Source organism: Streptomyces capitiformicae, from assembly GCF_002214185.1.
In the GTDB taxonomy this organism is placed as follows: Bacteria; Actinomycetota; Actinomycetes; order Streptomycetales; family Streptomycetaceae; genus Streptomyces; species Streptomyces capitiformicae.
The window spans coordinates 4131959-4148252 of the sequence record NZ_CP022161.1 but is presented as its reverse complement, the minus strand read 5'-3'; the positions used below and the strand labels follow the sequence as shown (position 1 = coordinate 4148252).

12 protein-coding genes are annotated in these 16294 nt (G+C 70.7%); 8 read left to right on the top strand and 4 right to left on the bottom strand.

Annotated elements, in window-relative coordinates:
- Positions 1-17 precede the first annotated feature (17 nt).
- The 6 genes from CES90_RS18480 (at position 18) to serC (ending at position 9382) form a co-directional block, all read left to right on the top strand.
- On the top strand, positions 18-2000 hold the full coding sequence (locus CES90_RS18480) for an ATP-binding protein (protein WP_189785289.1): 1983 nt from the start codon (positions 18-20) through the stop codon (positions 1998-2000).
- Positions 1997-2497, top strand: a complete 501-nt coding sequence (locus CES90_RS18475; RefSeq protein WP_189785288.1) for a roadblock/LC7 domain-containing protein — start codon at positions 1997-1999, stop codon at positions 2495-2497. The genes CES90_RS18480 and CES90_RS18475 overlap by 4 nt, the downstream gene beginning before the upstream one ends.
- Entirely contained in the window at positions 2494-2841 is a 348-nt protein-coding gene (locus CES90_RS18470) for a DUF742 domain-containing protein (protein WP_189785287.1), read from the top strand. The genes CES90_RS18475 and CES90_RS18470 overlap by 4 nt, the downstream gene beginning before the upstream one ends.
- Before the next feature lie 136 nt (positions 2842-2977).
- Complete coding sequence (locus tag CES90_RS18465; protein WP_229914078.1) at positions 2978-4252, top strand: cytochrome P450; 1275 nt, start codon at positions 2978-2980, stop codon at positions 4250-4252.
- Positions 4253-4452: 200 nt separating this feature from the next.
- Positions 4453-8184 carry an NACHT domain-containing protein gene (locus CES90_RS18460; RefSeq protein WP_189785286.1) on the top strand — a complete coding sequence of 1244 codons (3732 nt, stop codon included), beginning with the start codon at positions 4453-4455 and terminating at the stop codon, positions 8182-8184.
- A 79-nt stretch (positions 8185-8263) separates the two neighbouring features.
- Positions 8264-9382, top strand: coding sequence for a phosphoserine transaminase (gene serC / locus CES90_RS18455; RefSeq protein WP_189785285.1), 1119 nt, complete (start codon positions 8264-8266; stop codon positions 9380-9382).
- 55 nt (positions 9383-9437) lie between these two features.
- On the opposite strand, the gene CES90_RS18450 is transcribed toward serC, so the two are convergent.
- The 3 genes from CES90_RS18450 to CES90_RS18440 all read right to left on the bottom strand — a co-directional run bounded on the left by CES90_RS18450 (position 9438) and on the right by CES90_RS18440 (position 13087).
- Positions 9438-10961 carry a cellulase family glycosylhydrolase gene (locus CES90_RS18450; protein WP_189785284.1) on the bottom strand — a complete coding sequence of 508 codons (1524 nt, stop codon included), beginning with the start codon at positions 10959-10961 and terminating at the stop codon, positions 9438-9440.
- A 294-nt stretch (positions 10962-11255) separates the two neighbouring features.
- Positions 11256-12074: an ABC transporter permease gene (locus CES90_RS18445; RefSeq protein ID WP_189785283.1), complete on the bottom strand. Its 819-nt coding sequence runs from the start codon at positions 12072-12074 to the stop codon at positions 11256-11258.
- Entirely contained in the window at positions 12071-13087 is a 1017-nt protein-coding gene (locus tag CES90_RS18440; protein ID WP_189785282.1) for an ATP-binding cassette domain-containing protein, read from the bottom strand. Before CES90_RS18440 ends, CES90_RS18445 begins: the two co-directional genes overlap by 4 nt.
- A gap of 135 nt (positions 13088-13222) precedes the next feature.
- On the opposite strand from CES90_RS18440, the gene CES90_RS18435 reads away from it, so the two are divergent.
- Entirely contained in the window at positions 13223-14023 is an 801-nt protein-coding gene (locus CES90_RS18435; protein ID WP_189785281.1) for a TetR/AcrR family transcriptional regulator, read from the top strand.
- 112 nt (positions 14024-14135) lie between these two features.
- Here the strand turns inward: CES90_RS18435 and CES90_RS18430 are convergent, their stop codons facing one another.
- Positions 14136-15173 (bottom strand): WD40 repeat domain-containing protein, encoded by a 1038-nt coding sequence (locus CES90_RS18430; RefSeq protein ID WP_189785280.1) that lies wholly within the window; start codon positions 15171-15173, stop codon positions 14136-14138.
- 314 nt (positions 15174-15487) lie between these two features.
- Between CES90_RS18430 and CES90_RS18425 the strand changes: the two genes are divergently transcribed.
- Complete coding sequence (locus CES90_RS18425) at positions 15488-16171, top strand: GDSL-type esterase/lipase family protein (RefSeq protein ID WP_189785279.1); 684 nt, start codon at positions 15488-15490, stop codon at positions 16169-16171.
- The last annotated feature ends 123 nt before the right edge of the window (positions 16172-16294 follow it).

Genomic DNA, 16294 nt, shown 5'->3' with positions numbered 1-16294 from the left:
ACCGAGGACAGCAGCCCATGACCGCGCCCAGCCCCCCACGCCCACCGGGCGAACGCCCGGCCCTGCGCTCGATCCTGCCCGCGCCCCTGGTCACCGCTGTGCTCGGCGCGGTCGTGGTCGGCGGTTCGGTCGCGCTGGCGCCGGACTCCATGAGACCGCCCCTGGCGGCCGGCGCGGGCGCGGCCGCTCTGCTGCTCACGGTCGCCGTCGCGCTCACCGTCCACGCCCGGCAGTCGGTGAGACTGTTACGCCACCGCCTCGACGCCGTGTCCCGGGACGCCGGACTGCTGCTCCAGGAACGGGCCCGGATGGCGGAGGAATTCGGCCAGGAGCGGGGTCGGCTGACCGAGGAGTCGGTACAGGAACGGGCCCGGATCGCGGCGGAGTTCGCGCGGGAACGGACGCGCCTGACCGCCGAGTTCGAACGCGAGCGCGAACGACTGGCCGAGGAGCGGGAACGGACGGCCGAGGAGACCGTCCAGGAGACGACCCGCCTCACCGAACGCGCCCGGCAGGCCGAGGCCGAACGCACCGCCGTCCTCGCCGTCACCGCCAACGTGGCCGGCCGTATGCAGGCCCTCGCCACCGGCACCCTCGCCGATCTGCGCGCCATGGAGGAACGTCACTCCGACGAGGACGTCCTCGCCGATCTTCTCCACCTCGACCACCGCACCGCCCAGGCGGGCCGGCTCGCCGACTCCGTCGCCGTCCTCGCGGGCGCGCGCTCCGGCCGCCGCTGGGCGCGGCCGATCCCCATGGAGTCGATCCTGCGCGGTGCGATGGGCCGCATCGGCGCCTACCGCCGGGTCCGGCTGCACTCCTCCAGCGAGTCCGCCGTCGCCGGACACGCCGCCGAGGGCGTCATGCACGCGCTCGCCGAACTCCTCGACAACGCGGCCAACTTCTCGCCCCCGACCGCCGAGGTCCACGTCTACGTGGAGGAGGTCCCGGCCGGCGCCATCATCTCCGTCGAGGACTCCGGCCTGGTCATGAGCGACGTCCAGCTCCGCCGCGCCGAACGCGCCGTCTCGGGCGAGTCCGCCGACCTCGCCGGCCTCGCCGGCACCCGCCTCGGCCTGGCCGTCGTCGGCCGACTCGCCCGCAAGCACGGCCTGAAGGTCTCCTTCCGCCCCTCCGCCCGCGGCGGCACGGGGGTGCTGATGCTCATTCCCCAGGACATCCTCGCCAGTAGTACGGGGACGGGTACGGGCACTGTGCCGACGGCCGCGTCTCCCGCGTCGTCCACAGCCACTACGGCCGCCACGGCCGCTACCGCTTCCGACCGGCCGTCACAGTCGTACGGTGCCGTCCGCGCCCCCTACGACCTGAGCCCCGAACCGACGCCCACCCACGAGTTTCCGGCCGACTCCCCGACCACCACCGCCGAGGAGTTCCCGACGGGCCCCGACGCCCTCCCCCGGCGCCGCCGCGGCCGCTCCCTCGCCGAGGCCGAGGCCCGCACCGGCGCCCAGGCGGCCGACGCCCGCCCGGCCCGCGACTCCCGCCCCGCCGAGGACGCCAGCACCGGCGCCGTCCGCTTCAGCAGCTTCCGCCGCGCGGTCCGCGGTACGAGCGGGCTCGACCAGGCGTTCGTCCAGGGGACGGCCGCGGGGGACGAGCCCGTACGGGACCCGGTACGGGACCCGGTACGGGAACCCGTGAGGGACGTACCGGATGTGACGCCGGCGCCCGAGGAGGTCGTGAGCCATCCCATGCTGGAGCCGGTACGGGAGCTGGAGTGGGGCGCCGTACCGGAACCCAAGTGGGAGCCCGCGTGGGAGGCCGCCCCCGTTCCCGAACCCGGGTGGGAGCCCGAACCCGTACGGGGCGCGACGTGGGAACCCGAACCGGGACCGGAACCCAAGTGGGAGCTGGACCCCGTACGGGAACCGCACCCGGCACAGACGGACCCCCACTCCCCGGACTCCCTCGCCCCGCAGACGCATCCGACCCATCCCACGCATCCGCACCCCCACCTGGAAGGCGACCCCACCCCATGACCGGCACTGGCGCCACCGCCGACGACAGGCTCACCTGGCTCATGGAGGGTTTGCTGGAACGTACTCCGGGCGCCCGCCACGCGCTCGTGCTCTCCCGGGACGGCCTGAAGCTGTGCCGTACGCCCGAGCTGTCCGTGGACCAGGCCGACCAGCTCGCCGCGATCGCCGCCGGTATCCAGTCGCTGTCCCACGGGGCGTCCGTGGAGTTCGGCGACGGCAGCGGAGGCGTACGGTCGGCGATGGCGGAGTTCTACGGCGGGGTGCTGTTCATCGTGGAGGCGGGCGAGGGCGCCCATCTGGCCGTGGTCACGGACGAGGACGCGGACGCCGGGCTCGTGGGCCACAACATGAGCGAGTTGGTCGAACAGCTGGGCGCGCACCTGAGCGCGCGCCCGCGCCGGCCGTCGAGTACGGACGCGCACACGATCATGTCGGCGACGACCGCCCACACGACCACGACGGCGACGATCACAACCATGGGGCCCCGTACGTCATGAGCCGCCCCGGAAGGGACGATTCGCCCGACCGGCTGTACACCCTCACCGGGGGACGCAGCCGTTCCGCGCCCGGAACGCCGTTCGACCTGGTGACCCTGGTCGTCGCCGAGTGCGATCCGGCGCCGGGCATGCAGTCGGAGCACACGACGATCCTGCGGCTGACGGAGCGGCCGACGGCGGTGGTGGAGATCGCCGCCGAGCTGGGGCTCCCCGTGAGCATCACCAAGGTCCTGCTCTCCGACCTCCTCACCGCGGGCCGGGTGAGCGCCCTGCATCCACACAAGGCCGCGCTGATCGACCTCGACATCCTTGAGCAGGTACTAGTTGGACTACGCAACCTCTGAGAACGACGAGCCCGGCGGGACGGGCGGACGTGGCGAGACCCCCGGGCCCCCTGGGATCCCCGGGACCCCCGGGACCCCCGGGACCTCCGGGACCTCCGGGACCTCCGGGACCTCCGGGATTCCGCTCCCCGGCCCCATGCCCGCGGCCGAGCCCTGGCCCGAGCCCTGGCCCGAGCCCTCCTGGCCCGGACGGGTCGCCCCCATCCCCGTCTCCCTCGCAGGCCCTCTCTTCCGCTCCGAATCCGCCCCCCTCTACCGGCAGTTGCGACGAGAGCACGGCGAGGTCGTCCCCGTACTGCTGGACGGCGGGATACCGGCCTGGCTGGTGCTGGGCTATCGCGAGCTGCACCAGGTGACCAGCGATCCGGTGCTGTTCAGCCGGGACTCGGCGCTGTGGAACCAGTGGCCGAACATCCCCGCCGACTGGCCGCTGCTCCCGGTGATCGGCCGGAAGCACCCCTCGGTCGTCGGCACGGTCGGCGAGCGGTACCGGGAGCGGGCGGCGATGGTGGGCGCGGCGCTGGAGGCGGTGGACCCGCTCGAACTGCGCGGCCGTGTCGAGCGGTTCGCCGACGAGCTGATCGACGCGGTGTGCGGGGCGGGCGAGGCGGACCTGGTGACGCAGTACGCGGCGCTCCTGCCCGTCCGCGTGCTGGCGTTCCTCTTCGGCTTCCCGGAGGAGCAGGGCCCCGGGCTGGTGACGGCGTTGAACGACATCCTCGACGGCCAGGACAGGGCGATGGCCGCCGAGGCGTACGTGTCGACGGCGATGGGCCGCGTGGTCGCCGAACGTCGGCGCCACCCGGCGGACGACGTGGTGTCCCGCCTCCTGTCGAACCCCCACGGCTTCACGGTCGAGGAGGTCACCCACGACGTGACGGTCATGCTGGCCGCCGGCCACCAACCGACCGCCGACTGGATCGGCAACTCGCTGCGGCTGATGCTGACGGACGACCGCTTCGCGGCGTCCCTCTTCGGCGGCCGCAGCAGCGTGGCGGAGGCCATGAACGAGGTGTTGTGGGAGGACGCCCCCATCCAGAACGCCGCCGGCCGCTGGACCACCCGCGACACCCGCCTGGGCGGCCACGCCCTCCACGCCGGCGACCTGATCGTCCTCGGCCTCCAGGGCGCCAACTCCGACCCCCGGGTCCGCACCGACGGCTCCGCCCTCACCGGCGGCAACAACGCCCACTTCTCCTTCGGCCACGGCGAGCACCGCTGTCCGTTCCCCGCCCAGGAGATCGCCGAGGTCATCGCCCGCACGGGCATCGAGGTCGTACTGGACCGACTCCCGGACATCGACCTGGCGGTACCGGCCGAATCGCTGACCCGGCGGCCGTCGCCCTGGCTGCGGGGCCTGGTGGAGCTGCCGGTCCGCTTCTCGCCCACACCCGCCGTCGGCGGCCGATGACACCCGTCCCCTGCGCGTCGCCAAGTGGCGAGGTCACGCCAAGTGGCGAGGTCAGGCAGCGGCTGGTGAACTGAAGGCAGGGATCCCTCCACCTCGACACCTCGACATCCCGTACCCGGGAGCGTCGGCCCTCCCTCCGATGGTGATGCGACCTCGGGAGATCTCGGCCGATCCCTGTGGAGCCGACGGAGTGGTGGGTCATGGGATACACACTGCCCCCGCGCAAGATCCAGGTCGTCACGGGGCCGCCCGAGGCGGGACCCGTCCGCGAACTGTGGGCACGCGTTCGGCGCCCCTTCGCCACCGTCTTCTGGCACCGGCGCGCCCTGTGGCTGGTGCGCCGGGGCGTGAGTCATGCCAGACGGTGGTGGACTCCGCCGGGGACCACGGTGCTGGTCGTGGCCATGGTCCTGTTGACCGTGGCGCTGCTCGTCTTCGTGTTCAACGCGCTGATGGCCGTCTTCGGGCAGGAGTGGGCGTACAGCCCGGACGAGGTCTGCACGGACGCGCCGGGCAAGAAGGACAAGGACAAGGCCTGCGACGCGGTCACCGGTGTGGCGCTGCCTCTGCTCGCGCTGGCCGCCTCGACCCTGCTGTTCCTCGCCTGGCGGCTGTGGGCTGTCCGCCGGTTCTGTCTGCGTCGGGCGAGGACCGAGGCCAGTCGCCTGGTGCAGACGGCGGGCAGCCTGATGGGCGAGGTGATCGGACGCGACCAGCTCTGCAACGCCATCATGAAGAACCTGGGCGACAAGAACGTACGGCGGCCCCATGTCGTCGTTGGGGGCGTCGGCGTCGGCAAGACGGCGCTGTTGGTCCGTCTCACCCAGAAACTCGCGGCCGTGGGGGCCGTTCCCATTCCGGTACGGCTGCGCGACGTCCAGGGTGAGGAGCCGCTGGACTTCGATGAGCTGGCGCTCGCGCGTTTCCACGACATGGTGCGGGCGAAGGTTCGGTCCGAAGGCGACGTCGACAGGATCTGGCGGTGGCTTCGGCAGCGGGCCGACCAGATCGTGGTCCTCGCGGACGGTCTGGAGGAGGCCTACAGCCAGGACCATGCGAGTGGCCGCCGCGACAACCTGATTCGGGACGCGATACGAAGGGCCGGCGAGGAAGGGCTCCCGCTGGTCATCGCCTCACGGCCGCACGACCCGCTGCGCGCCATGCAGGCGGCCGTCTCGGAGCTGGAGCCGCTGAGCAACGAGGCGGCGTTGCGTTACATCGCGCGCCGCGGCAGTTGGCGCTCCAATCCGACCCTGGTCGACCGGTTCGTGGAAGCCGCCGACATGGCGGAATCCCCCATCTACCTCAAGATCGCCCGGGATCTGCACCGCAAGGACCAGCTGACATCCCTGTGGACCGAAGACGGGGATCCGGACCTCCAGATTCGCGACAGCTGGAAGTGGCGGGCGAGGCTCATGGAGAGGTGGATCACCGCACTGGTCGACGGGGACGTCCACCCCGAACTGCCCATCGACCACGACACGAGGCTGGCGGTCGTGGAGTACATCTCCGCGCTCGCGTGCGTCGGTCTGGCCTCGGACAGCGCCGACGTCAGGCTCGCCGAACTCGACCCCGGCGTAGGCGGTCGGGACGGCAGGCCCGCGAACGATGGCCGGTACGGGCGAACGGCCCCGGCCTCCAGAAGCGAACGCAACAACGAATGGAACGACCGCGTCGCACAGGAACTGGACCAACGGATGCGGAGGCTGCAGTGGCAGCCGGCGGCTTACGCCGCGAACCGTGGCACCTCTTCCTCCCAACCGGAAACCTCTTCCTCCCCTCCAGAACACCGCTGCCACTTCACCGAAGCATCAAGCGGCGGCGACTGGTGGGTGCGCCCCAGGATCGACATCCGGATGGCCGCGACATGGGGCACTCGGATGGGCCTGGTCCACGAGATCGGTGACAAGGTGCGCTTCCAGCACAGCATCATGCAGGCCTATCTCGGTTCCCGCTTCCTGGACAAGATCTTCGAGTGCCCGTCGATCGCGACCGCCGGACAGCCGGACGACGCACACATCACCGACGCGCTGAAGCAGGGCGGACGGGAACTCCTCATCGCTCTCACGTTCCACTCCCGTTCGCAGACCGGGAAGTGCATGTGCCGTGACGCCGAGACGGCCGAACGGCTGTGCCCCGTCGACAGGATGCGGGAGCTGTTGAATGACCAGGCGCGGAACCTCCTGACCGATGCGGGACACGCGTGGAACGTGACCGCGCGCCCCCCGGCGGCCGGTAACGGCGAGCCCGACGACCGCGGCAGTCCACGTCTGAGGGCACTGGAGGTGTACGGCGCCGCCGTGGAGATCGACAGTGTCGGGGCCGTGCCCATGCAGGAGCGCCTCATCAAGACGATCGAGAAGGACTGGCACCGTCTCGGCCAGGACGAGGACCCCGCACGGCTCCGCGAGGCGAAACTCGCCCTGGTGAAGCAGTGCGGGACGGCGGTACACCGGATGGCCGCCGCCCACAGCCGCAACCCGCAGTACACGCACTCGGCGTATCTGCCGTACGCCGTCATGCTCCGGATCGGCCGCAAGGAATCGGACCGCCGAGTGCGCGAAGCGCTGGTGAAGGAGGTGGGAGCGGGCGGCGGACAGGCGTATCAGGCGCTGTGCGGCACGCTGGAAGCGGCCTGTGCGACGGTGGCGACCAATCGTCAGTGCGGCGGCCAGCTGGTGGGGACGTCGCCCGAAGAGGCGGGCGAGGACGAGCCCCTTCCTCAGCTGGGCCCGGACGAGGAGAGCGAACAGAAGGAACGCAGGGCGGCCGAGGCGGAGGCCCTGGCTGAACGGGGGAACTGGAACTGCAACGTCATGCGCGCCTGGCTCCTCCCCCTGCTCGTCGACTCCTCCATGATGTCCCGCCACCTCGCCAGCCCCCACGACGACCTCGACAACTGGGTCCGGGTGGCGACCGGGGAAGCCGGAGCCGGGATCCGCCAACAGGCCGGGATCCACAAGGACGGCCCCGGCGCCCCCATCGGCCTCGGGGTGGCGCTGGCCCAGGGGTTCAGGTACGCCGCCAACCGGCGCCCCGGCCCGCGGTCCGACAGGAAGGCCCGGGAGTTCCTCGTCAAGCAGGCCCAGGCGCTGATGAAGCACAGCACGTTCTGGTACACGCGCCTGACGCTCCTGCACGCCCTGACCCTGTGGAGTCTCCCCGACGACGTCACAGCGGACCAGCCGCTGCGCGGCCCCGGGTCGGACCCGAAGGCCCAGGTCAGGGAGTGGCTGTCGCTGGGTGAGGGGAGCCGGCGAAACCGGCGGGAGCACCCGCTGGTGGCGGCGGCCGCGAAGCTGGCGGTCCGCGCGCTGCAGACCCGGCGGCCCGAGCGGTTCTTGTGGATCGACGAGGCGGACGTGGCCTCCAGCATCGGCACGGAGGTCGGGCTGCCCGGGGAGCAGCGCGCCCACAACCTGTGGATACCGCCGTCCACCGGCTGGAGCACCCTGGACCCCACGGCCCAGCAGCTGCTGGCGGACGTACTGCTGCTGATGGTGCTCGGTGAGAGGTCGTACCGGCCGAAGGACGGTTTCCCCCTCCTGGACCTGTATGCGCGCGAGCCGACCCAGATGCCCTCCTGCGTGCTGAAGAACCGCACCCGGCTGAACCCCGTCCGGGGCGCGGAGCGCGCCTCCCAGCCCGGCTCCAACTGCACGGACGACTGCCGGTTGAAGATGTGCCCCTACCCGGCCAAGGTGGAGAACCTGCGCATGGAGTTCAGCGAGGTCTTCTGCCTGCACCAGCGCGATCTGCTGAAGAAGTGGCAGCCCTGGGCATGGCGCTCCTTCCGCTTCCGCCGGGAGGCCCCCTGGCAGCGCAAGGTCCCCATCGCCGGCATGCGCCGCTTCTGGGACCAGATGAGCGACCGGGCCCGGGACATCAACCCCGACGCCACGGATGCCACCCACGCCCACCGCCACGTCTGACGGGCGTACACCAGGACACTCCGTCTCATCCGACGGACGACGTTTCGCCCGCGTTTCGCGAAGCCGCTAGGCTCGCCGCGTGGCTGATATCCAGATCCCCGCTGACATCAAGCCCGCCGACGGACGTTTCGGCGCGGGCCCCTCCAAGGTGCGGACGGAGGCGCTGGACGCGCTGGCCGCGACCGGTACCTCCCTGCTCGGCACCTCCCACCGCCAGGCCCCGGTGAAGAACCTGGTCGGCCAGGTCCGTGAGGGCATCAGCGAACTGTTCTCCCTCCCCGAGGGCTACGAGGTCATCCTCGGCAACGGCGGCTCGACGGCCTTCTGGGACATCGCGACCCACGGCCTGATCGAGAACAAGAGCCAGCACCTCACGTTCGGCGAGTTCAGCTCGAAGTTCGCGAAGGCCTCGAAGCTGGCCCCCTGGCTGGCCGAGCCCACGGTCATCTCCTCCGACCCGGGCACGCACCCGGACCCGGCCGCCGAAGCGGGCGTGGACGTCTACGCCTTCACGCACAACGAGACCTCGACGGGTGTCGCGGCCCCCCTGAAGCGCGTGTCCGGCGCCGACGAGGGTGCCCTCGTCCTGGTCGACGCCACCTCGGGCGCCGGCGGCCTGCCGGTCGACATCACCGAGACCGACGTCTACTACTTCGCCCCGCAGAAGTCCTTCGCCTCCGACGGCGGCCTCTGGATCGGCGTCTTCTCCCCCGCCGCCATCGAGCGAGCCGAGCGCGTCCACGCCTCGGGCCGCCACATCCCGGAGTTCTTCAGCCTCCCCACGGCGATCGACAACTCCCGCAAGAACCAGACGTACAACACCCCGGCCCTCGCGACCCTCTTCCTCCTGAACCAGCAGCTGGAGTGGATCAACGGCCAGGGCGGCCTCGCCTGGTCGACGGCCCGTACGAAGGACTCCTCGACCCGCCTCTACACCTGGGCGGAGGAGTCCAAGCACGCGACCCCGTTCGTCACGGACCCCGCCAAGCGCTCCCAGGTCATCGGCACGATCGACTTCTCCGACGACATCGACGCCGCCGCCATCGCCAAGACCCTCCGCGCCAACGGCATCGTCGACACCGAGCCCTACCGCAAGCTCGGCCGCAACCAGCTCCGCGTGGCGATGTTCCCGGCGATCGCCCCGGACGACGTCGAGGCCCTCACGAAGTGCGTCGACTACGTGATCGAGAAGCTCTGATCACTCCCGTACGACACTGAAGGGCGCCCGGTGACCACCGCCGGGCGCCCTTCGCTCATCCGGCCGTACAGGTCACGCTCGGCGCACCCCCGCCCCCGGGCACGACCCCGAAGCCGAAGCTCGCCGAGCCGCCTGTCGCGAGGGCTGCGTTGTGCGCGGCGTTCGATGCCGTCACCGTCGAACCGCTCTGGGTGTACGACGCGTTCCACATGCTGGTGATCTGCTGGGAGCCGTTCCAGGTCCAGGTCACCTTCCAGCCGCTGATCGCCGACGTGCCCGTGTTCGTCACTTTCACCTCGGCGTTGAAGCCGCTGCCCCAGTCGCTGCTGACGGTGTAGGTCGCGGCGCAGGTGGGCGTTCCGCCGCCGGGGCCGCCCGGGCCGCCGGGGTCGCTGCCTCCGCCGCCCGGTGGGAAGCCGGGGGCCTTGATGCTCGCCAGGTAGCCGTCCTTGACGGTGTCGACGGTCTGCCAGTCGTCCTTCAGGATGCCGCCCGTGTCGCCGGAGTTGGGGTTCCAGGACCAGAAGGTCCAGTGGAAGGAGTCGTTGCCGTAGGTGGAGGTCGAGCGCAGGTACGTCACCAGGGCGGCGAGCCAGCGCTGGTCGATCGTCGACTGGAGGGTCGTACCGAACTCACCGAGCCAGACGGGGGCGATGTTCTGCTTGAAGATGTAGCCCCAGTAACGGTCCCAGATGCCGGGCATGTTGGCGGGGAACGACGGGTCGCTGAACCAGCTCTGCTGGGCCACGCTGGTCGCGTAGTCGTGCGCGGAGTAGACGAGCCGGTTCGGGACGTCGAGTCGTACGGGGTGCTCGGCTACACCCATGAGGTTGCCGCCCCACCAGCCCGAGACGCCGTTGTACGTCTGGATGCCCTCGACGAGGATCAGCAGGTCGGGGTTGACGGAGAGTACGGCGTTGCCCGCGCGCTCGGCGGCCAGGCGCCAGTCCCTCGTCGTGTCGCCGCAGCCCCAGCAGGCGGGGTCGTGGGGCTCGTTGTGGAGGTCGATGCCGATGACCGTGGGGTTGCCCTTGTAGCGGGTCGCCAGCGCCTTCAGATTCGCGATCCACGTCGACTCGGGGACCGCCGAGGTGTACCAGAGCGCCGACTGGCCCGCCGCGTCCGGGCGGTGCCGGTCGAGGATGACCTTCAGGCCGCTCCGACCGGCGTACGCGACGATCTTGTCCAGGACCTGGAGGGAGTTGAGCCCTTGCAGATCGGCGTTCTTGCCGTCGGAGAAGTTGATGCTGTCGGGGGTGGCGCCGGGCTTGAGGATGTCGTCGCTGAACGGCATGCGGATGGTGTTGTAGCCCAGCGACTTCATCTGGTCGATCATGCTCTTGTAGTCGCGCGTCCAGAGGCCGTGCGTGACGCGGTTGCTCGTCTCGAAGCCGAACCAGTTGATGCCGGCGATACGGACCGGCTGCCCGGCCGCGTCCAGGATCTGCCGGCCGCTGGTGTGCCAGTAGCCGGCGCCGGCCTTGGCCTCCGCCGCGTGAGCGGTCGTCTGGGTTGCCGCCAGCGGCAACAGGAGCGCCGCCGCCACCGCGCACAGCACTCTTCGCAAGCTGCGGAACATGTCGCTGCTTCCTCTCGGGAGGGATCGTGGGGACCCCGGGAGTGGGGAGAGAGGCACGGACCCGGAACCGCGGTGGGAGCGCTCCCACCTGCCCGCACCCCCCATGGAAGCAGGTCACATGAACACGTCAAGGCGTCCGGCGTCACTTGGTACGCCGGACGCCCGTCCACCCTTCCGCCTGCAGCCTGCCGCCTTCCGCCTTCCGCCTTCCGCCTTCCGCCTTCCGCCTTCCGCCTTCCGCCTGCAGCCTGCCGCCTGCCGCCTGCCGCCTGCCGCCTGCCGCCGCGCCGTACGTCAGCGGCTCAGCTTCTGGAACCTCCGTACCGCCAGCGGCAGGAACACCAGCGTCACCACCACCGGCCACACTCCCGACATCAGCAGCGCGTGCTGCTCGACCCACGTGTCGCCGGCCACCGGCGTCCCGAACAGTTCACGGGTGGCGGCCGCCGTGGAGGAGATGGGGTTCCAGACCGCGACCCAGCCCAGCCAGTCGGGCATCAGCTCGGGCGCGACGAAGATGCTGGAGATCATCGTCAGCGGGAAGGCCACGGCGAACAGCCCGCCCGCAGCCTCCGGGTTGGGCACGAGCAGCCCGAGCCACACGCCGATCCAGATCAGCGCGAACCGCAGCCACAGCAGCAGCCCGAAGGCGGCGAGGAAGCCGAAGCCGCCGTCCGGCCGCCAGCCCATGGCGAACGCCGTGAGCATCATGATCGCCAACTCCGCGCAGGCGGCGACCAGATCGGTGATCCCGCGCCCGGCGACGACCGCCGAGGACGCCATCGGCATGGAGCGGAACCGGTCGATGACGCCCTTGGTGGAGTCGTAGACGACGAGGGTGGCGGTGTTGATGAAGCCGAACGCCATCGTCATCACGAACATCCCCGGCATCAGGAAGTCCGTGTAGTTCCCGCCGCCGGGCACCTTCATGGCGCTGCCGAAGACATAGCCGTAGAGAAGGACGGACAGGATCGGGAAGCCCAGCTGCCAGGCGATGTTGACGGGCTGGCGCCGGTAGTGGATGAGACCTCGGCGGACGATGTTCCAGACGTCGGCCAGGGCCCAGTACAGCCGGCCGTGCGTGGCCGGCACGGTCAGGTCGACGGCGCTCATACGGCAGCCTCCTTCGCTTCCGATACGTCCGTACGGTGTCCGGTCAGGCGCAGGAACACGTCGTCGAGGCTCGGCCTGCGCAGCCCGATGTCCTCGACCTGGACGCCCTCGTCCTGCAGCGTCCGCGCCACCTCGGTCAGGGCGGCCACCCGGTCGACGACCGGTGCGTGCACCCGCGACTCCCCCTCGTCGGCCTCGGGTTCGCCGTCGGAGACCCGGGCGACCGCCTTCACCACGCGCGGTATGTCGGACCGCTCGGCGACCACGACCTCGATACGGTCGCCGCCGACGAGGTTCTTCAGTCCGTCCGGGGTGTCGTCGGCGATGGCCCGCCCCTGGTCGATGACGGTGATGTGCGAGGCGAGCTTGTCGGCCTCCTCCAGGTACTGGGTGGTCAGCAGGACCGTCGTGCCGTCGGCCACCAACGCCCGTACGGACTCCCAGACTTCACCCCGGCTGCGAGGGTCCAGTCCCGTCGTCGGCTCGTCGAGGAAGAGGACGGCCGGGGCGAGGATCATCGACGCGGCGAGGTCGAGGCGGCGCCGCATGCCGCCGCTGTAGTCGCCGACGCCCTTGTCGGCGGCGTCGGCCAGGTCGAACCGCTCCAGCAGTTCGGTGGCCCGCAGCTTCGCCCGCCGACCGCCCAGGTGGAACAGCCGCCCGAACATCTCCAGGTTCTGCCGGCCGGTCAACACCTCGTCCACAGCCGCGTACTGGCCGGTCAGACCGATCCTGGCCCGCACCTCGCGCGGCCGCCGCGCCACGTCGAGGCCGGCCACGGTCGCGCGGCCGCCGTCGAGTCGTACGAGCGTGGAAAGGATGCGTACGGCGGTGGTCTTGCCCGCGCCGTTCGGGCCCAGGAGGCCGTGCACCGTGCCCTCGCGGACGGTCAGGTCGAAGCCGTCGAGCGCGCGTTTCTCGCCGTACCGCTTCTCCAGACCTTCCGCCCGTACCGCGTATCCGTCGTATCCGTCGTATCCGTTGTATCCGTTGTATCCGTCGTATCCACCCATGGCGCCCCTCGCCTGCCGCTGCCTCTGTCGTTGGCTCACGCCTGTGTCTCACCCCGACCGGGCTAACTGGGTACACCGTACTCTAATTCGCGTACGACGTACCCAGTTTTTTCGCGGGGATCTAAGCTGAGCCTTATGACAAGGGGCAAGAGCAGCGGGAACGACGCCGCCCGTGGCGGTACGGAGACCAGTGGCGGCGGCGATATCGGCCGCACCCTCGAACTGCTGTGGGACACCGGCCGGCGCCCCAGCCGCGGCCCCAAGCCGGCGCTGACGCTCGACCGGATCGTGGAAGCGGCCGTCCGGGTCGCGGACGAGGAGGGGCTGGACGCGGTGTCGATGCGGCGCGTGGCCACCGAGCTCGGCACCGGCACGATGTCCCTCTACCGCTATCTGCCCGGCAAGGCCGAACTGCTCGACCTCATGCTGGACCGCGTCCAGCGGCCCTCCGACGACCCGGCCGACCTCGGCGACGGCGGCTGGCGTTCAGCCCTGGAGGCCCTGGGCCACGCGACCCTCGCCCTCTACCGCCGCCACCCCTGGCTGCTCCAGGTCAACCAGTCCCGGCCGATCCTCGGGCCGAGCGCGCTCGACGGCATGGAGAAGATGCTCGCCCGCATCAAGTCCATGGGACTGAGCGACCCCGAGCTGGTCTCGACGCTCATCCTGGTCGACAACTACGTCGTCGGCGCCGCCCGGACCCAGCTGTATCAGGCGGAGGTGGCGGGCCGGACCGGGCTCACCGACGCGGAGTTCTGGCAGGCGCAGCTGCCGACGCTGGAGAAGGTCATGGCCTCCGGCCGCTATCCGCTGCTCTCCGGGCTCTCCGAGGACGCGTTCGGGCAGGACTTCGACCACTTCGAGTTCGGGCTGCAGCGGATCCTGGACGGGTTGGAGGTGCTGGTCGCGCGGCGGGCCGGGGGTGACGTCACATAGGCACAAGGCACGTCGGTACGGGTCACGTCGGCACAGATCACGTCGGCACAGGTCACGTCGGCACAGGTCACGTCGGCACAGGTCACGTAGGCACAGGTCACGTAGGCACAGGTCACGACGACGGTCGGCGCAGTGCGCGTTTGAACACCCATACGACGACGACCGCCCCGGCGACGGCGAGCGCGCCCAGTTTGAACCCGGAGCCGGCGCCTTCGCCGTCCGACTGTGCGGTGTCCGAGCCGTCGTCGCCGCCGCCGTCGCCGGAGGAGGAGCCGGAGCCGCCGCCCGAGCCGCCGCCCGGTGCGTCGCGGGCCACGACCGAGCTGCCCTGGCCCTCACTGCCGTACATGATCTTGGAGCCGTCGGTGGTGAAGGTCAGCGACTCCCCCTGCCGCTGCAACGGGACCTCCAGCCGCTCGACCTTCTTGATCTTGCCGTCGTTCCAGTCGTAGAGGATGCCGCCGAAGTAGGCGCGCAGGGCGAGCTGTTTGCCGTCGGGCGAGAACGCGCCGTCCGTGACCTCCAGGTCGGGGACGGAGGCGACGCGCTTGAAGACGTTCGTGCCGGAGGCGGAGAGTTCGGCGGGTCCCTCGTACAACGACCCCCCGTTCTCGTTCTTGTCGGCGATGTACACCCGCCCGGTCTTCGGATGCACCATCAGCGCCTCCGCGTCCCGCGCCCCGTCCTCGTACTTCACCACGTACTGCGTGGCCCGGATCGTCCGGTCCTTGAGCTCCTTCGGCTCCGGGAGATCGTAGATCCACACGTACGGCCAGGTCACGCCATCGTTGTCACCGATGTCACCGACGTAGAGGTGGTTGTCCGGGCCGATGGAGATCGCCTCCATGTCACGCGGCGTGCCGACACCGGTCAACGTGAGGGTGGCGACGGTCTCCCCCGTCTTGCTGTCGACGGCGTAGAGGTACGCCCCGTCGTCGCTGTCGTTGTGGGTCCAGTAGACCCCCGGGTGCTGACGCGAGGCGGCGAGCCCGCTGGACTCGGTGATCCCCGGGTCCTTCATCGTGAACCCGTCGTCGCCGTCATCGGCGATCGCGGGGGTCACGGTGGCCGCCGACAGGGCGGCGAACAGGAGCGCGGAGAGTGCGGCCAGGCCCGCGAGTCCTGTGCGGAGGGGGTGTGGACGGCGCATGGCCTCAACCCTGCCATGTCGCTCCGCTGGGTGGGGTGGGAAGCGCCGAGGGGGTGTTGTTCGTGGCCGGATGCGGGTTCGTTGTGGCTGGTCGCTCCCCCACTCTCGGCTTCTCCCCCACTCTCGGCTTCGCTCGAGCGGGGGACCCCCGTGAGCGGGGACCCCCATCGCGGCGGAGCCGCATATCGATACAGCCCCGCGCCCCTTTGGAGCGCGGGGGTGCGGGCCGGGGAGGTTCACCACGTGGCGATGTTCACAGTGCCGCTTGACCGTCTTGCTCATACCGGCCGGTAGCGATCGTTCATGATGTGCCAATGCTCAGGTTCATGCCCGTAGGCGACTCCATGACCATCGGAAGCGCGGGCGAACACACATGGCGCTACCGGCTCTGGCAGCATCTGCGCGCGACCCACGACGGCCCGTTCAAGATCGTCGGCCCGCGCGAGGCCCTCTACGACAAGGCCACGAACACGCCCACGTCGTACGAGTACGCCGACACCCACCCCCGCTTCCCCCGGGCCCACCTCGCCGGCTGGGGCGAGGGCTGGCTGCACATGGCCCCGGTGATCGCCGACGCCGTCCGCGCCCACCGCGCGAACGTCCTCCTCGTCTCCCTCGGCCTCATCGACCTGGGCTTCTACACGAACGCCGAGCAGACCGCAGAGAACACCCACCGCTTCGTCACCGCCGCCCGCGAGGCCGACCCGCGCATCCGCATGGTCATGCTCCCGGTGATCCCGAACGTCCGCGCCGAGACCGACGCCCCCTTCGCCGCGCAGGTCGCCCGCTTCAACGAACTCCTCGCCAAAACGACCGCCGACCTCGACGAACCCCGCTCCCCTCTCCTCCTGGCGTCCCCGCCCCCCGCGTACGACATCCACCGGGACACCTACGACGGCACCCACCCCAACGCCTCCGGCGAACACAAGATCGCGGCGGCGTTCGCGGGGGCGATGCATGAGGCGTGGGGGCTGGGCGGCGCGTACGACGTGTCGTAGGCACGGGTACGAGCCCCTCTACGCCGCTTTCCTGGTCGCGGTCACCAGCGCGAACGGCAGATACTCCCCTGATCGGCCTCCAACGTCTCCACGACCGCCTGATCGGCCTCCAACGTCTCCACG